We start from the raw sequence: 22,196 nt of genomic DNA, 5'->3' as shown, positions 1-22,196 counted from the left end.
TTAAAACACCAAAGGTCATAAAAGAAACTTAATTCCTTTATGACCTTTGTTTATAAAAAAGACAGAAAATTACTTTCTTTCTTCAGTTTTTCTAAAATATACGTCTTCATTTAACCATTCTTCAATCGCAATTGAAGTTGGCTTTGGAAGTTTTTCGTAATGCTTAGAGATCTCAATCTGTTCTCTGTTTTCGAAAACCTCTTCTAATGTAGAATTGTGAACAGCAAATTCATCTAATTTGTTGTGAAGCTCCGTACGGATCTCCGCATTGATTTGCTCTGCTCTCTTTCCCATGATAACAATAGCTTCGTAGATTGAACCTACTTTATCTTCAATCTTATCTTTGTCGTAAGTAATAGTATTTACTTCTGCTTTTGTATCTTTTACACTCATTTTGAGAAAATTATTTTTATTTTAAGATGGCAAATTTACGAATTATCTTTTAATTTTGAAAGTCGCTGCAGGTGGAGGGGTCTGAAGTGCCGCACTATCCCTCTGCATCTGCTTTGCCTGCTTTTCGTTGCTAATCTGATCTTTGATTTGTTGCTCTGTTTTATTTTGATTGGCAAGCTTATCTGCCTCTTTCTTTTGTCTGGCAGTTAAAGTTGCAATTCTTGCTTCCGTTTCTTTTTTAACCACTACAAAATGTGCTTTCTCTTTCTCCAGTTTTGCTCTTAGATCAGCTGCTGTTTTAGAATATTCTGTATTTGGAAGTTCTTTTTCAACCATTTTCACGTATGTTAAAGCACTTTCAATACGCTCGTCTTTAAGGCTATAAATAGACTTTGCAGCCAATTCATAACGAGACTTCATGATATAATCATAAATTTTTGAACGAAGCTTTGTACCTGGGAAGTCTTCTAATACGTTTTCCAATGCTACATTCGCAGCTTTGTAATCGCCCATTTTAAAGTATTGTCTTCCGTTTTCGTACGCTTTAAATTCTAATTTATAAGACAACTCGTCAATAAGCTGTGTAATATTCTTAGATCTTTCCGAATTTGGATAATTGTTCAGGAAATCCTGAAGCTCATTAATGGCTAGCTCTGTACTCGACTGATCCAAGTTGTAATCCATAGATCCTTCATAGTAGCATAATGCCGACATGTAAGCAGCTTCTTCAGCTCTTGGATCTTTTGGAAAGTTTACAGCAAAGTTTTTAAACTGGTGTCCTGCCAGTTTATAACTCTTGTCATAGTAGTTTGCATAAGCTGTATTGAAACCTACGTTGGGAAAATCATCTGTTCCTGCCACAAGGTTTGCAAGTCTGTCATAAAGAGCCAATGCATTTTTCCACTTTTTCTTAGCGAAGTTTTCATTAGCCGCTTTTAAGATAAAATCTTTATCAGCACTCTTCATTGCTTTTTCCTGCTGGCTAACACATGATGCGATCACTGCTACAGCAAAAAGACCTAAAATATATTTTTTCATATAAAAAGTTCAACAGTTTTCGGATTATACAGCCGATTTACTAATTTGCAAAAATATAACTTTTTTGTCAATAGATTTTTTTTTATGAATATTTAACGTAATTTTAGTCTGCAGCGTATCCTAAAATGGCAAAAACACTTAATAAAAGATTCATTCTCACTTTTTTTTCAGCTTCTTTTGCATAAGCTTCTTCGTTTTTACTGGGTACGTAAAGTTCATAAAAGTTTTTATTCCGGATCACAAATAAAGTAGAACCGATAATCATAGTAAGAATATCTTCCGGCTTAGGAGTAAAAGTAAATACTCCGGAGGCTACTCCTTTTTTAATCACTTCATCCAATTTCTTTACAAATAACTGATAAAAATCCAGCAATTCGTCTTTTAAATTCTCTGTATGACGGAGTTCCTGGGTAACAAACCCATGAAAATAATTATATTTGAACAACTGGGAAACGATATATTTTATCATTTCACGCATCTGCATTTCTGGTTTTCCTTCTTTAATGGTATCAGCAAATTCTGAAAAATTTTCTCTGGTCTTCAATACTCTGTACTGATAGAGATAAGACATCATTTTCTCTTTGGAACCGAAGTAATAAGAGATCATGGCAACATTGATATTCGCTTTGGAGCAAATATCCCTTACAGAAGTTCCTTCGTACCCTTTCTTTGCAATTAATTCTTCTGCAATATCCAGTATGTGAATCTGTTTTTCAGTAAATTTTTTTTTCATAAGAGTGTACTTTGAGTAAAGTTAAGAAATTTTTAACACATTTATAAACGATCGTTTAATAATTTTATATTAATTCCAAAATAGTAGTATTTTTGAATATGGAATTTTTTGATTTTCACCATCATAAAAAAAACATCCGACACGGAATTTATAATTTGGATATTGAACAAATTCCACCAGACACCCTTTATTCAATAGGAATACACCCCAATGACATTGATGTAAACAATATAGATCATCAGTTGAATTGGATGAAAAAAATGATGTTCCAGAACTGTTTTGCCATAGGAGAATGCGGCCTAGATTCTTTGGTTCCTATTGATCAGAAAATTCAGGAGGAAGTTTTTTTAAAACAGATTGCCATTTCCAATGAGGTAAAAAAACCTGTTATCATTCATTGTGTCAGAAAATTTTATGAAGTAATTTCCTTTAAAAAAAAGGCGGAACAGCCTATGATTATTCATGGTTTTAATAAAAAGGAGCAAATTGCAAAAGATCTTCTTGCTAACAATTTTTATCTGAGTTTTGGAAAAGCTGTTTTGTATAATTTATCTTTGCAGGATATTTTAAAAAGCACTCCATTGGACAAATTCTTTTTAGAAACTGACAATGAAGATTTTAAGATCGAAGAATTGTACCGGAAAGTTTCAGAAATAAAAGGAATTTCTTTGGATGATCTCAACGAACAAATTTTAGAAAATTTACACACGATAAAAAATGGATAAATACTGGCTGGAAAGAACGGAACTTTTGGTGAAAGAAGAAGGATTGGAAAAGCTGATTAAAGCAAATGTTCTGGTAGTAGGGCTGGGCGGAGTAGGTTCTTTTGCGGCAGAATTCCTGGCAAGAGCGGGTGTTGGAAGCATGACCATTGTAGACGGTGATACGGTGGATATCACCAACGTAAACAGACAGCTTCCCGCTTTACGTTCAACGGTTGGAAAACATAAGGTAGAAGTTGTTGCAGAAAGACTTCTAGACATTAATCCTGACCTTAAATTATCGAAAATCAATGAGTTTTTGAATCCTGAAAGGATGGATGAAGTGCTGGATTCCTCACCGTTTGATTATGTACTGGATTGTATAGACAGCGTAACTCCAAAATTAAGTTTAATTATTGCTGCTAAAAGAAAAAAAATAAAAGTGATAAGCTCAATGGGAGCTGGTGGAAAGACCGATCCTAGTAAGGTATTGGTGAGAGACATCAGCAAAACCGAGCATTGCCATCTCGCAAGACAGATCAGAAAAAGACTGAGAAAAGTAAAAATTGACAAAGGGGTACGTTGCGTCTTTGCTAATGATATTCAGGATGAGGAAAGCCTGAAAATGACCGATGGAACCAATTATAAAAGATCTTTTTACGGAACGATAAGCTATATGCCTGCAATTTTCGGGCTTTATGCTGCTGCCGAAGTGATTAATTATTTATTGGATAAAGATCATTAATGCTTCACATGCTCAGGATAGTATTGCAAAATACATGATTTGCCATAGAAATACTATTCTAAGCAGAGCCAAAGCATTTATACTAAAAATTAAAAAACAAGAAAAATTCCACTATATTTACGTTCTTAAATGGCAGACTTCAAATATCCCAGAGCCGAAAAGCTCAAAACAAATACTGAAATCTCTTTGCTTTTTGAAAAAGGTAAATGGAGAACGAATGGGAATTTAAGAATCATTATCCTGAAAGATAAACCTTCTATTCCGGTAGAAAGTGGAAAACTGGGGGTTTCTGTTTCTAAAAGATACTTTAAGAGAGCTGTTCACAGGAACCGTATCAAAAGATTACTACGAGAATGCTATCGATTGAATAAGGATTTATTTAAAGAAGCTTTTGGAGAAAAGACTATAGCCATGCTATTCTGGGTGTCTTCAGAAATGCCACCGAAATTTCAGGATTTGGAAGCACAGTTTATCAAGCTTTGTGAAGCACAGAAAAAGTAATTTTTGATATAGGGTTTTCTATTTTGAACCTTAAGAACAGAGCAATTCTATGCTCTATTTTCAACCAAAAGAAACCTATATCTCATAGACCGAATCGCAACCTCATCCTTTAGAGGGTCTCAAATCTCGCATACTTTTTGTAGTTTTATAGGAAACAATAAATCTGAAAATTAATATGTTGGATCAAGTTCCCTATTTTTCGTATGTCATTAGTGCATTCATTGGCATTGGACTATCAGCAGCTACCGGCTTCAGGGTTTTCCTTCCTATGTTTGCGGTAAGTCTTGCTTCTTATTTTCATTGGATTCCGATGAATGAAAATTTTGAATGGTTGGCAGGTTTACCAGCCCTCATCACAACAGGAATTGCAACTGTGTTTGAGATTCTAGCTTACTATATTCCTTTCGTCGATCATTTATTGGATACCGTTTCTGTTCCAATGGCAACCGTAGCAGGTTCAATCTTATTTGCCAGTCAGTTTGCTGATTTGGGAACATTTCCGCAATGGGCATTGGCATTAATTGCGGGTGGAGGAACGGCCGCTACCATAAGTACGGGGTTTGCCGGAATCCGGGCAGCTTCTACGGCAACAACCGGAGGGCTGGGAAACTCAGTAGTAGGAACTACAGAAACAGCAGGAGCAGGAATCATGACTATCCTTGCCATGGTAGCACCTATTATTGCCGCTGTTCTGGCTATTGTTTTATTGATTCTGGTGATTATCTATGGACGGAAAGCTTGGAAAAAAATTAGGGGTAAAAAAGCCTCTTCAAGCTAATACAATAAAAAAAGGTACAGTTTTTACAACTGTACCTTTTATATTTTAGTTTTTACTTCTAAAGTCTTTAATCTCTTTAATTCTGGTTGTGAAATAATCTTTCTTTTCAGGATGTTTTTTGATCAGTATTTCAAATGCTTTAATAGCTTTGGAATATAATTTCTGTTCGAAATAAAGGTTAGCCAATGTCTCTGTCATTAAGTGTGAAATATCGTCATTCTTCTCTTTAACGACATAAGTACTTTCTTCTTTTAATTGACTAATTCTTGGATTATTTTCAATAAAGTTTTCAATCGCCTTTTCCTTGATCTCTTCTTTTTCTTTTACAACTTCGTCTGTTCTGCCTATTTTCAACCAGCTTTGCCATGTATTAATAAATCCAGGAACATTACTGTCGATTGGAGATTGGGGAGTGCTTTCCGCTACCGCTTCCTTCATTGGTTCTTCTTTTACAGGCTCTTCTTTATCTTCCTTCTTTGCTTCTCCAACTTTCAAGCTCGAAATATCTGTGCCAAAGAAAGAAACATTCATTACCGGAGCATTTTCCTTCTGATCTGCTTCAAGAGTTTCCTGTATTTCCTCAGAGCTTTCAGATTGTTCGTCTGATGATTCCTGCACCTCTTCTACAACCGGAGTTTCTGCTGTTGTTTCAGGTTCATTAACTGATTCTATCGTTTCTAGATCAGTCTCTACTGAAGGAGCTTCTTCTTTGATAGGAGCGTTGATTACAGGAGCCATTGTTTCTACCGATTTTTTGATTAAAGAATCAGGCATATTAGACTCAAGACTCATTGGCTTCCATGTGGTCTGAGCTTCAGGAACGGGTTCTGCTACAAATTCTTCTGCTGAAGTTTCAATTTCCGGCTCTGCATGTACGGATACTACGTCCTGTACTTCCTCCTCTTTTTCTTTTACCTCTTCCTGCTGATCTGGATTTTCCTGATCCGTTGACCAAAAATGGAAACTTTGAGTCTCTGCGAAGCTTATTTCATGATCTTCAGCAGCTTCCGGCTCTTTCTGTTCCTCTTGCGGAGCAGATTTTGTTTCCTTCATTTTCTTCTCAACCTCCTCGATCAGACGTCTCATTTCCTCTTCATGTTTGTTTACATTGAGAGAGGGAGCTTCAACAGTGTCAATAGCCTCTTCATTATTAGCCAGAATTTTAACATCCGGTAAGAAGGCCTCGGTTCCATGGAACTTAATTCAGCGTCTGGTTCTGCTATGATCTCTTCTTCAATTTCAGAAACTGGAATTTCTTCATTAGCAATAGCTTCTGCATCCTCCGTTGGAACTTCAGCTATATTTTCTTCAATAGGTTCTTCAGACAATATAGATTCTGTTTCCTCAAAGCTTAGATGCTCCTCTTCTTCAACAGTTTCTTCTACCGTTTCCGAAGTCATCTGTTCTTCGTCAATAACGGTTTCCGGAGTAAAGTCTTCGCCTGAAGTCTCTTCTGCTTCCTGCTGCTGTATTCCTTCTTCTTCCTTATGAACCGGCTCAATGCTTTCCGGCTCGTTTTTCTGAGTAACTAAAGTTCCTGATTCTAATGTAGATTCAAGATCAATTGTTTCAGAATTAGTCTCATTAAGAAAATTCTCTTCTCCTTCAAACAGGATTCTATTACGCTCTCCATTTACATAAAAATGCTTAACTTCCTGCGTTGTCTGTAATACACATGCTTCTTTTTCTTCTCCCTCGCTTTTTTCCGAAGCTGGGGCAGTATCTTCTCTTCTTATCGGGAAACCTTTAACATTATAATTGTATCTGACGGGCTTTTCAGCTGCGACGACAGATGGTTTATCTTCGATTACTTCCGATTTTACTTCCTGCTGAATTTTCCCGTTTATCAGTTGATAAAGAATTTTCTTATCTGTGGTATAAGCCGCTGTAATGGAAAGCTCTTTCTGATAATTTTCTTTTTCATACAGGTGTACTCCATACAAATGAAGTGCCCTGATATTTTGGATATAGGGGAATGCGTGAATCTCTTCCTTCAAAAGTCCTAGGTCTTCTGACTGAATATTTTTCGGATTTTTTATTAATTCTAAAACTCTGGGATTCATCTTACCAATTCGCTACAATGTCGTTAAAAATCTTGTTAATAATTCTTTCATTCACAATTTTCACCTGTTGACTTTCGATATCACTTTGCGACAAGCTGCTATTAAAAGTGGCTTCATCTGAATAGGTTCTATCAAAACTGGACTCTGGGTGTACTTTATTTTCATAATGTACTTTTACCGTAATTGTAAGTTTATTCTGTGCTTGCTGTATCACTCCTCCAGAAGGGTTAGTCTGTGTAGTGGAGCTAATGGTGGTAGGTGCAATAGAATAGTCTGTAATCTCTCCTTCTATCAAAATATCAGGATTTGATTTTGTCCCTTTCAGGGTAGTTCTTTGTAAAAATCTGTTCTGAATATCTGTGGAAAACTGTTGTGATAATGCAGGGTTTACAAGAGATGCATTATTGGGAAACTCATTGATCTGAACAGTTTTCTCATCTGTAAGAGATGATCCTGTAAAACTATAACATGACTTTAATACTCCAAGCAAAGCTAAGAGTACCATCATCAATAATGGTTGTTTCAGACTGATATTTTTAATTTTAAAATTCATTTTTAGATCCAATTTCAGTGATTTCATCATGCTCTATTTGCTGAATAGCATCTTCATAAGCAAAGTAATTAGCGGTATATGTAAATGGTAGAGTAAGAATAATTCCTATCCCACACGCAAGAATTCCAATCTGAGCCAGAAGACCTATCACAAATGAGAAAAGAAGAATGGCAATAAGATTCCCTTGGGTCATTACTCTTGAAATATTCCATGCTGTTTTCAAGTCTTTAATTCCTTTAAGACTGATTAACGGAACCATATAGAATGCTTTTAAGGCAAAATAGTAAACTGCTACAATGATGAAGATTGCATATGGAATTACAAAAATCATAGCAAGTGGGCTAGCATCATTTCCTTCTTGGGATAATGCTCCCGTTAAAGCCAGTACAATCATCAATGGAATGTAAATGACTAAAATCCCTCCAAAAATAATTAACTGCAACATAAAGTAAGGCATAAAATCTTTAAAATCGAAGATATCTCCTGGACTTGCTGCCTGGTTTTTATTCAATTTTTGAAGATACTTATACATATTTCCCATTGCTAACAATCCGCAAAAAGGAATGATCGCCATTACCATGCACAATAAAAATGCAACAAATATGTTTCCGAAATCTTTCTTTAAAAGTTCGATTCCTTTGTTAATATATTCTCCGAATTTAAAATTAATCGGCTTAGGTTTTAGATTTACATTCATGCCTTATTGTGTTTTACTAATCTTCCAGATTATACTGTTTTATTTTTCTATATAAAGTTCTTTGTGAAATTCCTAACTCGTCTGCTGCTCTGTTTCTTCTTCCTTTATGTTTTTCCAGAGCTTTGATGATCAAATCTTTTTCATTATTCTGAAGAGAAAGAGATTCTGGCCTGTTTTCTTCTATTTCAATATCCTCAATATCTTCATAGCTATCCTCCGGGTTTGAAATGATAGTCGGAGTCTGTACTACGGGAGCTTCATTATTTTCAAAATACAATAAGGATCCGGAGTTCACCTGTGGCTGAGTTTCAGGAGTATAAATTCTATTGATGAGATTTTTCTCGTGACTGCTTAGGTCTGCTGTTCCTCTGTTCTTTATTAGTTCCGAAGTTAAGGATTTTAAATCATTAATATCGTTTCGCATATCGAAGAGTATCTTATACATGATTTCTCTTTCGCTTCCGAAATCACTGGGTTTAGGCGCACTCTGATTATTTACGACCATCGGAAGGTGGGTTTCCATCGGAATATATTCTGCAAGTTTTTCTGCAGTGATATTTCTATTTCTTTCCACAACAGTCATCTGCTCTACGAGATTTCTTAGTTGTCGTATGTTACCTGGAAAAGCATAGTTTTCTATATAATGAACGGCGCTTTGTTCCAATTCCAATTCAGGCATTCTGTATTTTTCGGCAAAGTCTATTGCAAATTTCCTGAACAGTAAATGAATGTCTCCTTTTCTTTCTCTTAAAGGCGGCATGTCGATCTGAACGGTATTCAAACGGTAATATAAATCCTCACGGAATCTTCCGTCATGAATAGCTTTCATCATATTGACGTTGGTAGCTGCTACAATTCTGACATTGGTTTTTTGTACTTGTGAAGACCCTACTTTCATAAATTCTCCACTTTCTAATACTCTTAGAAGACGAACCTGAGTCTGTAACGGAAGCTCTCCTACCTCATCCAAAAAGATCGTTCCACCATCTGCTACCTCAAAGTATCCTTTTCGGGTAGCTGTAGCTCCGGTAAAAGCACCTTTTTCATGCCCAAATAATTCTGAATCTATAGTTCCTTCGGGGATTGCACCACAATTGACTACGATATAAGGCTGATGTTTTCTTCTGGATTCTGAATGAATGATCTTCGGAATAAATTCTTTTCCTACTCCACTTTCTCCAATAACAAGGACTGATATATCTGTAGGGGCAACCTGTATCGATTTTTCCAGGGCTCTGTTGAGTGCAGGAAAATTTCCGATAATTCCGAAGCGATTTTTTATATTTTGTAGCTCGTTGCTCATAAGTAAATTTTTGATTATTGATTTAATGTTTTACAGCTCTTCAATCTGCTGTTTGTAGACTTTGTTAAAATGATGAGTATACCCGTCTTTCATGGTCTTTCCTTCATCATAGGTTTTTAAGGCTAACATTTTTAAATCCAAATAATCTTTGTTTCTGATCTTAGAAACTTTACTTTTAAAGTATATGTTTTCGGCAAAGTCATATTCTTTGCTCTGTTTTTCAAAATTTTCCAGGGCTTTATCATATCTCCCCAGCTCAAAATAGGTAACTCCAAGCTGGTAATGGTCAAACATGCCTTTTACATACCCTCTTGTTACCAACAGTCTTTCAATAATTCCGACTGTTTTTTCTTTCTGCCCTAAAGCACTGTAGGACATAGCTTTCACTACATCCAGATTATAATCTCCGTTTTGCGACCTTCCTAAGTCTTCCGGATAATATTTTTTGAGCTCTTCAAGATCCAGAACAGCTCCCTTATAGTCTCTTAGAAACTGGAACTTGCACCATCCTCTATATCCCAAATGTTTTCTAGGATCTAAAGCAACAGCTTTATCAATCAGTATCTTCCAGGTTGCAAAATCTCCATTTTTGAGATAAGGCACTGCTTTCTCCATATAAGCATTGGAGAAATCCGGACAGAGCTCTATGGCTCTGTCAAAACCTTCCTGAGATACTCGGAAGCCCTGTAAATCTGAAGCTTGATTGTGTAGTTCACAAGCTTTTTTACAGTCCTCACCCTCTATTGCATTACAGTTAACCTGTGCAATAGTATTGGTGTACACTATAAGTAACAAAAAGCTAAGGTAATACCTCTGAAACTTTTCCATCTTCAATTTTATAGGTTAAATACTGATAGTAATCTACTTTTAAACCTTCTATCTCTTTCGGCATCCAGCCATTTAATGATTTTGTGAATCTCAACAGCTTATTTTCTAATGCTTCATCCAAACTCACATCTTTCAAATCCGAATCCAGATGTTTTAGTCTGAACAAGCCTGCCTTTCCTTCACAATTTACTAAAAATCTCACTGTAATATACCCATTGAGCTGTTTTTCTGAGGATATATTTTCTTTTTTAAGTTTTTCTTCAATAACGATCTTTTCTCCTTTATAATCGAATTGCTGGGATACATTATAATATTGAAAGCTAAAAGGTTTGTCCTTTAGTGCTCCGCATTTCTTAAAACCTGCTTCATCCAGCTTATCGTTAAAAGCTATATCTCCCACAGTATCCGGATATTTGCTCATTGTTTTCTCTGTCTGACAGGAAAAAAGGGCAAAAGAAAATAGAATAATAAAGGAAAGCGTTTTCAAAACTTAAATTTATTCTGTGATTCTCCCTAAAAGTGTGCCCTGAGTATTATCATATACAAAAACCTCCACAATGTCACCTATTTGTTGTCCTTCATTTTTATCAAAAACACAAACGGCATTCTGAGAGTTTCGTCCTTTCCATTGATTTTCGTTTTTTCTGGAAGTTCCTTCAATCAGAATCTTATGCATTCTTCCTACATAAGATTTCATTCTCATTCTAGAAAGTTCTCCCTGAAGAGCAATGACCTCAGCAAGACGTCTCTGCTTCACATCAGCTGGAATATTATCTTCCATTTTTTTATGAGCAGGAGTTCCCGGTCTTTCAGAATAAGCAAACATATAACCATAGTCATATTCTACTTCTTTCATCAGACTCAATGTATCTTGGTGATCTTCTTCGGTCTCATTACAGAATCCTACGATCATATCCTGAGAGAAAGCGACTTCAGGAACAATTTCCTTCGCTTTTCTGATCAGTTCAAGATATTCTTCACGGGTATGTTGTCTGTTCATCGCTTCCAGCATATTGTTGCTTCCACTCTGAACAGGAAGGTGTACATATTTACAGATGTTATCGTGTTTTGCCATCATTTTGAATACATCAAGGCTCATATCCTGGGGGTTTGATGTTGAGAACCTGATTCTCATTTCAGGAATAGCTTTAGCCACAAGATCAAGCAATTGAGCAAAATTAACGGCAGTTGCCTTCTGCATTTCAGAAGCTTTCGCGAAGTCTTTTTTAGGCCCGCCTCCATACCATAGATAAGAGTCTACGTTTTGCCCTAAAAGAGTAATTTCTTTATATCCATTATTGGCAAGATCTTTACATTCTTCGATAATGGAGTGCGGATCACGGCTTCTTTCTCTTCCTCTGGTAAATGGAACTACACAGAATGTACACATATTATCGCAACCTCTGGTAATCGTTACGAAAGCGGTAACTCCGTTTCCACCTAAACGAACCGGATTGATATCTGCATACGTTTCTTCTTTAGAAAGGATTACGTTGATTGCATCTCTACCGTCGTCGGTTTCCTTCAGCAGGTTAGGTAAATCTCTGTAAGCATCTGGTCCTACTACAAGGTCAACCAGTTGTTCTTCTTCTAAAAATTTAGTTTTCAATCTTTCCGCCATACATCCAAGAACCCCTACCGTCATATTCGGTTTTTCTTTCTTAAGATTTTTAAATTGGGAAAGACGCATTCTTACAGTCTGTTCTGCTTTTTCACGAATAGAACATGTATTTAACAGGATTAGATCTGCTTCTTCAACTTTCATCGTTGTGTTATATCCTTGTTCGTTAAGGATAGATGCTACAATTTCGGAATCAGAGAAGTTCATTTGACAACCATAGCTTTCTAAAAACAACTTTTTAGAATTCTCAGGTCTTTCGGCAATAGCAAATGCTTCGCCCTGTTTTGTTTCGTCTATATATTTTTCCTGCACAATAATCAATTTAAGGTTCGGGATTTAAACACAAGGATTCTTTCCGTGATTTTAAACTACGAACAGATGAGTCTGCAAAGATACAAAATATTGTGACAGAATGGCCGGACTATCTTTCTGTAAATGTTACTGAAAAATCCATAGGAAGTACAATCCTTTGTTTTACGGGTATATTAGCGTATAAAGCGGGTTTCCACTCTTTTTTCATCCTCGAAAGAGCCCTCATGAAATTAACATTGAAGCTTTGATCCCGGATAACAGGATAAATTCTTGGATTTACAATATGTCCTTCTCTGTCGATATAAAACTCTAGATTGAGATCTCCATTGATGTGATAATCCTGAAACAAACTCATAAAGTTATCGTGAAAATCTTTTTTAAACTCCTTAGTTCCGGCGGAATATTGAGCAGGTCTTATAAAATCATAAGCATTATATCCGATTTTATAATTACTCATAAGGTCTTGAGGGTATATAATAAATTCTGTAATAGCGCCAAACTTTGAGCCTTTTACTTCAGCAGCTTTCCAATGTTTAAGGTTTTTTATAATTCCTATAGACAGATCGTAAGCACATTTGTTTTTTGCTATATTGAGTGTATCATAGTCTTTTACCAGTTTTACTTCGGTATCTTTTGTAACGAGAATTCTTGGTTGATAAATCTCATGGCTCCCACATTCCTTCATTTGATTATTGGCAAGATACTCGTGAGCTTCTTTATAAAAATTAACAATTCCCCCTTCATAAAAATCCTGTTTTTTCGGGTATTCATCAAGAGCCTGAGCTTTACCTAAGAATACAATAAAGAAACTCAGTAGCGTAATACTATTTTTCACGTGGCTATTTTATTTTATGATTAGAATGTCATTAATCTCCGTGATCAAAATGATCTGATGTAAAGTTAATTTTGATAATCTTCTTAGAAGTCACAGGCTGGCCGTCTTTCATTGCAGGCTTCCATTTCTTTTTTACTTTTCTAATAGCAAATTTCATATCATCAATAAACATATCACTATTTTTCACTTTTGGCAGTACATCTAAGTTTTCCACTTTGCCACTTGCATTCACATCAAAAACAAAAACAAATTTTCCGTTTACTGCATATTTTCCTAAATCAATATAGGAATGAATCATTTGTAAAAATTCTTTTGCAAAAGCCTCATCACCACCTGGAAATTCTGCATTTTGGGAAGTCGCAGTATGTTCTTTGAGGACTTGTGATTCTTGGGAATATCCCATAACCCCAAAGAACAGGAGTAGAATTAAAATTGCTTTTCTCATCGTTATTATATGCTAGTGAATACAATTAGTCTAAATTTTCAGAAAACTTAAGACCTATCCTGTTATTTACCTTTACTGGCACCCCGTTTCTTGTCGCAGGAATCCATTTTTGCTTCACTTTTTTAAACCCGAACTTTATATCTTCTATCAATCTTTCGCTATTGGCAACCTTTGGTTCAACATCAATAACGTTGGTGGAACCATCTGTATCAATTGTAAAGAAGACAGTAAATATCCCTTTCACTTTATAAAGATCATAATTCAAATACGCGCTTACATTTTTTCCTACTTCATCTCTGAATGAAATCATTCCATTGGGTGGAAAAGAAGGTCTGCTTATAAAGTTTCGGGTGTCATAATTCTCTTTGTAATTTTCAAAAAAATCGGAGGGGATAAAAGGGAAATCAATATATGCTGTTATATTTTTATCATCAACCTTAGCGGGCTGCCAATCTTTAAGTGTTCCAAGAGCTTTCACAATTAATCCGTAAGCACATTTGTTCTTTTCTGCACTTTCAATATCATTCTTTTTCCTTACTAAAACAGGCTTTGCATTTTCGTCAATTCTCAAAGTCACCCAGTATATTTCTTTCTTGTTTTCACATCCTGAAAGCTTATTTTTTAAGAAAAAAGTCTGGATATCTTTAAACATCTGGACATTACCTCCTCTATAGGCGTCCTGACCGGAAGGATAATCAGTCATCCCTGGTTTTTGTGCCCATGTAGTAAGAAAAGAAAAAGTAAGTAAGAAAGTGGTTAGTAGTTTTTTGTTCATGATTGGGTTTTACATATCTATTGACACAGAAGAGAAGTTCATTTTAACTTTCATTTGAGATTTTACAGGCTGTCCGTTACAGGTCGCAGGGCTCCAGTTTTTTTGATCCTTCTCACTACATATTGCATATCATCAAAGAAGGCTTCACTATGCAGGACTTTTGGAGTTCCTACTGCATCCATTACTTTCCCTGTTTCGTTGATGATCAAAGTAAATGTAAAATCTCCGCTCAGCGTATAAAAATCTGCATTCAGGTAGGTGTACATATATTTGCTCAGGATCTCTTTGTATGCTGAAGCTCCTCCTTCAAAAGCAGCCGGCTTAAAATCATTACATTTTACAGCAACCTGCATAAAAGGTTCTTTAATGTCTATTTTAAAAAGGTTTTTATTATTTTCTACAATAAAAGAGTCATCTCTATCTTCAAGCTCCTGTGCAAAAGTGAAGTTTGCAAAACATAAGGCAAAAAATAAAAGTATTGTTTTCATAGCTTGATCTATTCATTAAATTAATAGACAAAGGTAAATATTTAGATGCCTTACAAAAAAGAAAAACTTCACACAATGTGTGAAGTTTTCAGAAAATGCCTCTTCTATTATTTTATTAGAGAGGCTATAGCAAACCTTTAATATGCTTGTAGTTACTTTTTACCGTTTCAAAAACCTCATCCATTTTTCCACCTAACATCAGCTGAGCCATAGATTTTGTCATCCCGAGCACTTGTTCCAACTCAATTTTTGGAGGTAAGGCAAGAGCATTAGGATTGGTAAAAATATTAAGAAGGTAAGGCCCATCATAATTAAGACATTCTTTAATGGCATTTTCTACCTCTTCAGGTTGGTGTACATTTTTTCCCGGATATCCCATTGCCTGAGCTACCAATGCAAAATCGGGATTAATCATATCTGTTTCGTTATCCGGCATTCCCCCCACTTCCATTTCCAGCTTTACCATTCCCAGAGTTCTGTTATTGAAAACAATCAGTTTTATGGGGAGCTTATATTGAAAAATAGTTGCCATATCCCCCAACAGCATGGATAGACCACCATCTCCACACATCGCAATGACTTGCTTATCCGGATGAGACAGGGAAGCTCCAATAGCCATTGGCATTGCATTAGCCATTGATCCATGATTAAAAGAACCCAGCATCTTTCGTTCTCCCGTTCCGCTAATGAATCTGGCTCCCCAAACGCAACACATGCCTGTATCTACCGTAAAGATTGCATCTTTTTTAGCTAACCTGTCTAATGTATGGGCTACATATTCCGGTTGAATGGCATTTTCTTTTCCAGAGTCTTTTACATATTCAAGCTGATTTTCTTTTACTTTATCATAAAATGCCAGCTGTTCATTGAGAAAGTCGACATCAGTTTTCTCAGCCAACATAGGAAGTAAGGCCATAATGGTTTGCTTAACATCTCCTGTTAATCCCAATTCAAGCTTTGCTCTTCTTCCTAACCTTTCCGGACTTTCATCGATCTGTACAATTTTATTTTTTACAGGCATAAACTTCTGGTAAGGGAAATCTGTTCCCAGAAGAATAACAAGGTCTGCTTCGTGCATAGCATGATAAGCCGATGGAAACCCTAACAACCCCGTCAGTCCGATTTCATTAGGATTATTGGGCTGAATTGCCATTTTCCCTCTGAAAGAATATCCGACAGGAGCTTTTAGTAAGTGTGATAATTTTATAACTTCAGCACTGGCTTCAGTGGCTCCAATACCACAGTAAAGGGTCACTTTTTTACTTCCATTAATAAGTTCCGCCAGATTTTTCAATTCTTCATCAGATGGTCTGATCACAGGATTGGTTTTAAAAATCTGTGCTGAAGTTGTAGCTTCTTGTGCATCTAATTCTGAAACATCGCCCGGAAGACCGATCACAGCGACTCCTTTTTTAGATATTGCATGTTGAATAGCCGTCTGAAGGGTTCTTTGCACTTGTTCAGGGCGGGTAATCATTTGATTATAATAACTACAGTCATCAAAAAGCTTTATGGTATTGGTTTCTTGAAAGTAGTCCATTCCCATTTCCTCACTGGGAATTGTAGAAGCGATCACCAACATCGGAACATGGGATCTATGTGCCTCATACACTCCGTTAATCAGATGAACATGACCTGGACCACAGCTTCCTGCGCATACTGCAAGTCCATCAAGTTCGGCTTCAGCCGCAGCGGCATAGGCACCTACTTCTTCATGGCGTACATGAATCCACTGGATACTGCTTTTTTTCACCGCAATATTTAGGTGATTGAGACTATCTCCTGTTACTGCATAAATTCTTTTCACATTGGCATTTTCGAGCATTTCAACGATCTGCTCTGCTATATTTTTGGTCATAATTAATAGATTTGGTGGTTATATTTCTGAAATAATTACAGTATTAAAACCTGTATTCCTATCAAATTTAACTAATTAAATTGAACCTTTCCTAGCATTTCAATGTTAAAAAATCCGTAATTTTATTATCCTTCAAACCTAACAGGCTTTAAAAACCTGCTAGGTTTAGTCATCAGCAACTCTATTATTATAAAACAAAACAGCCACCCGGAAAGGCGGCTGTTTATATAATTATATCATAAGTTTACATTACGATCTCGATCTGATTTCTCAATAAATCTTCAAATTCGTCTCTTTTACGGATCAAATGAGCTTTTCCGTCAAGGAATAGAACCTCCGCTGGCTTCAATCTTGAATTGAAATTTGAACTCATTTCAAAACCATAAGCTCCTGCATTGTGGAAGGCAAGGATATCACCTTCTCTTACTTCGTGTAATTTTCTGTCCCATGCAAAAGTATCTGTTTCACAAATATTTCCTACTACAGTATAAATTCTTTCTGCCCCTTTAGGATTGGATAAGTTTTCAATAGTGTGATAAGAATCGTAGAACATCGGACGAATCAAATGATTAAATCCTGAGTTTACTCCGACAAAAACAGTAGCTGTCGTTTGCTTGATAACATTAGCCTTCACTAAAAGATATCCGCTTTTTCCTACTAAGAATTTTCCAGGTTCAAACCATAGTTCAAATTTTCTTCCGGTTGTTTTTGAAAATTCACCTAGGACTTTTTCTACTTTTTTTCCTAATGTTTTAACATCTGTTTCTTCTTCACTGTCCTGATAAGGGATTTTGAAACCACTTCCCATATCCAGGTATTTCAGGTTAGGGAAATGCTCAGAAAGTTCAAGCATGATATCCAGCGCCTGAAGGAAAACTTCAGGATCTTTAATCTCACTTCCTGTGTGCATGTGAAGTCCTTCAACGTTAAGGTTTGTACTTTTCATCACTCTTTCAATGTGACGAAGCTGATGAATAGAGATTCCAAACTTACTGTCGATGTGCCCTGTTGAAATTTTATAGTTTCCTCCGGCAAAGATATGCGGGTTGATTCTAACAAAAATAGGATAAGAATTTCCGTATTTATTCCCGAATTGCTCAAGAATAGAAATGTTATCAATGTTGATATGAACTCCGAAAGTCATTGCTTCTTCTATTTCAGCTAAGTCGACACAATTGGGAGTAAACAATATTTTTTCTTTTGGAAAACCTGCCTTTAGTCCTAATTTGACTTCATTAATAGATACGCAATCCAAAGATGCACCCAGCTTCTTGACATACTTAAGGATGTTGATGTTTGTCAACGCCTTCGCTGCATAGAAGAACTTAGTATGTTTTAAGAAAGAAGTTGTAAGTTTTTCGTATTGAACTTTGATGGATTCAGCATCGTAAACGTACACTGGTGTGCCAAACTCATTGGCAATCTTTAATAATTCCTGTGAATTCATAATTTCATTTTAACATAAAAAAAGGCAGATTCTTAGTAAAAGAGCCTGCCACATTGATTATTTTTTATGCAAGACAAGTCTTTTAAATATTCCAAACCTTAGAGAACTTAATAGCTCCCTTTTTTCCAGTTTTTATTTGTTTAAGAATTTGCATTGCTTCTATTTATTTTTTGCAAAAATACTATTTATTTTTTATTCTAAGAAAATTGATTTGAAAAGTAACCTCTTCCTGATCAAAATATAAGGTTTTAAATTTCCTATTATTTTGGCAACGGTAACGTTTCAAAATCTCCACGAAGAAGTGCTAGCTGCAATTCACTATTCAAATCCGTTGATGATAATGGAAGATCAATTTTCAGTTTAGCAAGCTTACTTAGCGTCTGTATCTGTGTAAACAATTCATAAAAACCAAAGGATATTACTTTTCCGTTTTCAATGATCAAGAATAATTTCTCACCCAGCTTTCTTCCTGTTCCCAGCCACAATTCATTTCTCTTTCTGAATTCTATTTTCTGTTTTAATACAGCGGCATCATTATATTCTTCCTGAGCATCAATAAACTGAACAGCTTTTGTTCCCTGGGTAAATGATTTGAATTTCAGAATAGGTTTTTCCGTTTTATTCAGCTTATTTTTTTCAACCACATACTTTCCGTTTCTGAAGTAAAGTCCAAAAGGAAAGATCTCTTTTTTCTTATTATTTTTAGAATTAAGAACTAATTTGGCAATAATATCTGTTCCGGTAAGCTCAAAATTGATCTGTTTAGTCCCTGTTTGAACGTGTTCCCATTTTTTTGACTTGGAATTAAATACTTTTTTGGAAAACTTATTGATATCCTGTGCATAATCCGAAAAAATAATTTTGCCTGATTCATCTTGAAAATAAACGAATCCTTTGTCATTCGGAAGATCCTGCGTTAGTTCTTTAATCTTGTTGATATAGGTTTTGGCATTGGTTTCTTCGTGTTGTTTTTGGATAATTTCGTTCTCAGTATCTTTGGATACCAAAAGTTTAAACAGCTCCAGGGTAGCTCTGGCATCTCCATCAGCCCTATGATGATTAGTTAAAGGAATCCCCAATGACTTTACCAATTTTCCTAATGAGTAGCTTACTTCATCAGGGATCAGTTTTTTAGCTAAAGGAATGGTATCTAAAGTATTGATTTTAAAATCATAGCCTAATCTTTTGAAAGATTGACGAAGCATTCTATAATCGAAATCAATATTATGCCCCACCAATGTTGTATTTTGGGTAATTTCAATAACCCGTTTAGCTATTTCATGAAACTTCGGAGCGGTTTTCACCATTTTTGGTGTGATACTGGTCAGTTTTTGAACAAAAGGAGTAATATCTCCTTCCGGATTGACAAGGGATATAAACTGATCTGTAATTTTCTGACCATCATATCTGTAGATGGCAATATCTATAATGCATTCATTTCTATAACCTGCACCATTACTTTCTATGTCTATAATTGAATACATTGATTTCTATTAACTGCTGTGTTTATTATTAAAAGTTTTAGCTCTTTCATCCGATATTCTTTCCCCATCAGTAAAGATAACCTGCTAAAATAACAAAAAATATATCAAAACAAGCAACTCAAAAAGCTTACCACTTCATTACTAATATATAAATTTATTCCGATTATTTCAATCTTTTAATTTTAGCTGTATCCATAAGTGCATTGGCTGCATTTCTATTTTTGTTTAAACCACCAATTATTATTTCATTATTGGGAGTAATTCCCATAGCGCTTATGATTTCAAAATAATCACTAGGATTATTGTCTTCCATATCGGAGAAAACCCCATCATTTTGTATACTAAAGCTAGTGTCTAAAGTTCCGTTAGAGTTTACTCTTACTATATATCCATCATCAAATACATATAACTTGCTACGCTTTCCTGCAATCAAAAGTTTATTATCACTCTGAACCGTAACGGTATAAAACTTCACATCAGAGCTGGCAGAATTGTAAGCATATTCAAAAATACCACTATTTCCGTAAGAAGTATCCAACATCCCCGTTGAATTATATTTTTCTACAATCAAAGTCGTATTAAAATCTATATTTTTTTCATTAATAATATAGATGTTGTTTAAATTATCCAGGATAACTTTCTTAAATAAAGGAGCAGGGTTTGGAGACGCAATTTCCATTGTTCCCATATTTCCAAAGCTTGCTACCGGATTACCATCAAGATCATATTGTTTGATCACTTTTTTATCCGTAGTAAAATCTAAGGTTACAATTCTCTGATTATTTACATCTACTCTATTCAAATCAGCATCTCCTGAGCCATATTGAGAAACAACGGGAATATATTTGTTGTTATTGGCAAATGAACCATCAATGGTTCCGTCTAAATTATATCTGCACATCACGGGCGTTGAAAACTGAGTGCCAAATGAAGAGTAATATGCATACATCTTATTTTTAGCTGCGGAATAAATAATTTTGTTGATATATCTTTGATCTGCTCCCGGTAAGTTTTTAAATTCGAAGTTATCTATAATTTTTCCGTTATCATCTAAAATAATACTGTAAGCCTGGGAACTGGTTCCGTAGATCAAAACATTAGCCACTATTTTGTTATTAGGTAATAGATCAAATTCACTTGTAGCCATTCCTGTAAAGGTTCCCTTAGTGCCGAAAGATAAATCGGGAGTTCCGTCGCTCAGGTATCTTTTCAATTGATTCTGATGGAGAACATAAATTTTACCATCCTGTCTTACTTTAATATTTTTTATCTCTGTAGCGTAAGAAGATCCGCAGTCAGCAGCAGTAGACTCCGGACTAACTCCCAATTTATTAAATTGAGTATATCTTCCCGTTGCTTCTCTGCAAAACCAATTTCCATACATCGTCATAGGGCTTGTAAAATTCCCGGGAGGCAAAACATTAAAAGCACCGCCAATCACATAATCATCATAATAACTTTGATTACCAACAGCAGGGCCATTGGCAAATGTACTTCCGTCAGCATCAAATTCTCTATACAAAACATCCTTGTATAGTCCCGGTTTCTTATACCCTATTGCGTATATAATTTCATAATTACTGGCATTTACTTTAGCGTCTACATCATTGATAACATCTTCTTTAGTGCCTTCATCATACGTTACTTTTCCAGTTCCTCCAAAAGAAGTATCATAACTTCCATCTGCATTAAGTCTCACCAATGCGGCATCAATATTTGTGGCTGTTTTGGTACAAGAGCCACCCAGCATGATTTTACCGTTGTATAGTATCTTCATTATATTCAGCTGGTCATTCTGCCCAAAAAAATCTATGGTTTTAATCCCATTCGTCCCGAAAGAAGAATCATAAGTTCCGTCAGGGTTTAATCTTGCAATAAAGAAATCTGTTTGCCCTGCATTATTGGCTGTTCCCGCAATGAGCACTTTATCATCTGATAGAATTTTAAGAGTTTTAATCTCAGATTTTGTTCCCATCGGATAAAACATAAATCCCTTTTGGTTAAAAGTTTTATCCACATATCCATTAGCAAGATTATAGCGGACAATTACCGATCGATCTCCAGCCCTACCTGCTACCCAAATTTTATTATTTTTAATATCAATGGCATTCGCTTCATCATCATCTGTAAAATCAGTAACCACTTTGCCATCTCCATTAAAAGTCTGTGATACATCCATTTTTGCATCTTTTGCAAGAATTTTTACGACCGAAATACTTTTGTTATTTTTATCCTTCGAGTATCCTGCCAGATAGACATATGCTCCATAATGCTTAATGGCATTCGCTCTTGAACCTTCATCACCAATAGAGATAAAAGCCTTATTATGAGTCTTTCCATTATAGTAAAAGAATCGGTCTTTATAGGCAAAACGCCCGTCTACATTAGGAGATGTGATATTTGCGCCAGATCCAGCGTACCCTGCAGCAAAAAGAGTATCATTAGTATATTCAATGGCAGTCAGAAGCTCTTTATCATTCTCATTTTCAACATAATTAAACTGTCCAATTCCAAAGTTGGAATCTAGAATTCCCTGTTGAGAAAAAGCAAGCTGAGAACATCCTAAAAAAAGGAGTAGTTGTATATTTTTTTTCATTT

The 22,196-nt window shown here is 35.5% G+C and carries 23 protein-coding genes; 4 read left to right on the top strand and 19 right to left on the bottom strand.

All coding sequences use genetic code 11. From position 1 onward, the window contains the following. Positions 1-69: 69 nt before the first annotated feature. From QWZ06_RS00330 to QWZ06_RS00320, 3 genes are all read right to left on the bottom strand, one after another. Positions 70-393 (bottom strand): DNA-directed RNA polymerase subunit omega, encoded by a 324-nt coding sequence (locus QWZ06_RS00330; RefSeq protein WP_034681463.1) that lies wholly within the window; start codon positions 391-393, stop codon positions 70-72. A gap of 42 nt (positions 394-435) precedes the next feature. Continuing rightward, entirely contained in the window at positions 436-1,431 is a 996-nt protein-coding gene (locus QWZ06_RS00325) for an outer membrane protein assembly factor BamD (RefSeq protein ID WP_290295173.1), read from the bottom strand. A gap of 103 nt (positions 1,432-1,534) precedes the next feature. Further along, positions 1,535-2,164, bottom strand: coding sequence for a TetR/AcrR family transcriptional regulator (locus QWZ06_RS00320; RefSeq protein WP_066693165.1), 630 nt, complete (start codon positions 2,162-2,164; stop codon positions 1,535-1,537). Between the two features lie 98 nt (positions 2,165-2,262). On the opposite strand from QWZ06_RS00320, the gene QWZ06_RS00315 reads away from it, so the two are divergent. From QWZ06_RS00315 to QWZ06_RS00300, 4 genes are all read left to right on the top strand, one after another. Continuing rightward, positions 2,263-2,889 (top strand): TatD family hydrolase, encoded by a 627-nt coding sequence (locus QWZ06_RS00315; protein ID WP_290301276.1) that lies wholly within the window; start codon positions 2,263-2,265, stop codon positions 2,887-2,889. Then, on the top strand, positions 2,882-3,610 hold the full coding sequence (locus tag QWZ06_RS00310) for a tRNA threonylcarbamoyladenosine dehydratase (RefSeq protein ID WP_290295172.1): 729 nt from the start codon (positions 2,882-2,884) through the stop codon (positions 3,608-3,610). The genes QWZ06_RS00315 and QWZ06_RS00310 overlap by 8 nt, the downstream gene beginning before the upstream one ends. Positions 3,611-3,739: 129 nt before the next feature. Next, a complete protein-coding gene (gene rnpA / locus QWZ06_RS00305) occupies positions 3,740-4,111 on the top strand; it encodes a ribonuclease P protein component (protein ID WP_290295171.1) in 372 nt (123 codons plus the stop codon). A gap of 175 nt (positions 4,112-4,286) precedes the next feature. Continuing rightward, a complete protein-coding gene (locus QWZ06_RS00300) occupies positions 4,287-4,889 on the top strand; it encodes a DUF4126 domain-containing protein (RefSeq protein ID WP_290295170.1) in 603 nt (200 codons plus the stop codon). A 45-nt stretch (positions 4,890-4,934) separates the two neighbouring features. Here the strand turns inward: QWZ06_RS00300 and QWZ06_RS00295 are convergent, their stop codons facing one another. From QWZ06_RS00295 to QWZ06_RS00220, 16 genes are all read right to left on the bottom strand, one after another. Further along, complete coding sequence (locus QWZ06_RS00295; protein WP_290295169.1) at positions 4,935-5,975, bottom strand: tetratricopeptide repeat protein; 1,041 nt, start codon at positions 5,973-5,975, stop codon at positions 4,935-4,937. Between the two features lie 17 nt (positions 5,976-5,992). Then, positions 5,993-6,952: a DUF8458 domain-containing protein gene (locus tag QWZ06_RS00290; protein WP_290295168.1), complete on the bottom strand. Its 960-nt coding sequence runs from the start codon at positions 6,950-6,952 to the stop codon at positions 5,993-5,995. Position 6,953: 1 nt separating this feature from the next. Then, positions 6,954-7,505, bottom strand: a complete 552-nt coding sequence (locus QWZ06_RS00285) for an LptE family protein (RefSeq protein ID WP_378169689.1) — start codon at positions 7,503-7,505, stop codon at positions 6,954-6,956. After that, entirely contained in the window at positions 7,495-8,202 is a 708-nt protein-coding gene (locus tag QWZ06_RS00280) for a hypothetical protein (protein WP_290295167.1), read from the bottom strand. The genes QWZ06_RS00285 and QWZ06_RS00280 overlap by 11 nt, the downstream gene beginning before the upstream one ends. 16 nt (positions 8,203-8,218) lie before the next feature. Beyond that, positions 8,219-9,505 (bottom strand): sigma-54 interaction domain-containing protein, encoded by a 1,287-nt coding sequence (locus tag QWZ06_RS00275; protein WP_290295166.1) that lies wholly within the window; start codon positions 9,503-9,505, stop codon positions 8,219-8,221. A gap of 30 nt (positions 9,506-9,535) precedes the next feature. Beyond that, a complete protein-coding gene (locus tag QWZ06_RS00270) occupies positions 9,536-10,333 on the bottom strand; it encodes a tetratricopeptide repeat protein (RefSeq protein ID WP_290295165.1) in 798 nt (265 codons plus the stop codon). Continuing rightward, a complete protein-coding gene (locus tag QWZ06_RS00265; RefSeq protein ID WP_290295164.1) occupies positions 10,305-10,754 on the bottom strand; it encodes a hypothetical protein in 450 nt (149 codons plus the stop codon). The genes QWZ06_RS00270 and QWZ06_RS00265 overlap by 29 nt, the downstream gene beginning before the upstream one ends. Positions 10,755-10,829: 75 nt before the next feature. Further along, a complete protein-coding gene (miaB, locus tag QWZ06_RS00260; protein ID WP_290295163.1) occupies positions 10,830-12,266 on the bottom strand; it encodes a tRNA (N6-isopentenyl adenosine(37)-C2)-methylthiotransferase MiaB in 1,437 nt (478 codons plus the stop codon). A gap of 109 nt (positions 12,267-12,375) precedes the next feature. Further along, entirely contained in the window at positions 12,376-13,101 is a 726-nt protein-coding gene (locus QWZ06_RS00255) for an energy transducer TonB (RefSeq protein WP_290295162.1), read from the bottom strand. 31 nt (positions 13,102-13,132) lie between these two features. Further along, positions 13,133-13,546 (bottom strand): energy transducer TonB, encoded by a 414-nt coding sequence (locus QWZ06_RS00250; RefSeq protein WP_290295161.1) that lies wholly within the window; start codon positions 13,544-13,546, stop codon positions 13,133-13,135. 25 nt (positions 13,547-13,571) lie between these two features. Then, complete coding sequence (locus QWZ06_RS00245) at positions 13,572-14,321, bottom strand: hypothetical protein (RefSeq protein WP_290295160.1); 750 nt, start codon at positions 14,319-14,321, stop codon at positions 13,572-13,574. A gap of 62 nt (positions 14,322-14,383) precedes the next feature. Next, positions 14,384-14,809 (bottom strand): hypothetical protein, encoded by a 426-nt coding sequence (locus tag QWZ06_RS00240; RefSeq protein WP_290295159.1) that lies wholly within the window; start codon positions 14,807-14,809, stop codon positions 14,384-14,386. Between the two features lie 124 nt (positions 14,810-14,933). Then, complete coding sequence (locus QWZ06_RS00235) at positions 14,934-16,667, bottom strand: thiamine pyrophosphate-dependent enzyme (protein ID WP_290295158.1); 1,734 nt, start codon at positions 16,665-16,667, stop codon at positions 14,934-14,936. A gap of 244 nt (positions 16,668-16,911) precedes the next feature. Further along, positions 16,912-18,114: a diaminopimelate decarboxylase gene (gene lysA, locus QWZ06_RS00230; protein ID WP_290295157.1), complete on the bottom strand. Its 1,203-nt coding sequence runs from the start codon at positions 18,112-18,114 to the stop codon at positions 16,912-16,914. Between the two features lie 260 nt (positions 18,115-18,374). Then, complete coding sequence (locus QWZ06_RS00225) at positions 18,375-19,598, bottom strand: 3'-5' exonuclease (RefSeq protein ID WP_290295156.1); 1,224 nt, start codon at positions 19,596-19,598, stop codon at positions 18,375-18,377. Between the two features lie 163 nt (positions 19,599-19,761). Continuing rightward, positions 19,762-22,194, bottom strand: a complete 2,433-nt coding sequence (locus QWZ06_RS00220; protein ID WP_290295155.1) for a delta-60 repeat domain-containing protein — start codon at positions 22,192-22,194, stop codon at positions 19,762-19,764. Positions 22,195-22,196: the final 2 nt, after the last annotated feature.

It is taken from the genome of Chryseobacterium tructae (genome assembly GCF_030409875.1).
GTDB lineage: Bacteria > Bacteroidota > Bacteroidia > Flavobacteriales > Weeksellaceae > Chryseobacterium > Chryseobacterium tructae.
The sequence above is the reverse complement of the archived record's forward strand: the minus strand, read 5'-3'. Positions and strand labels throughout refer to the sequence as shown.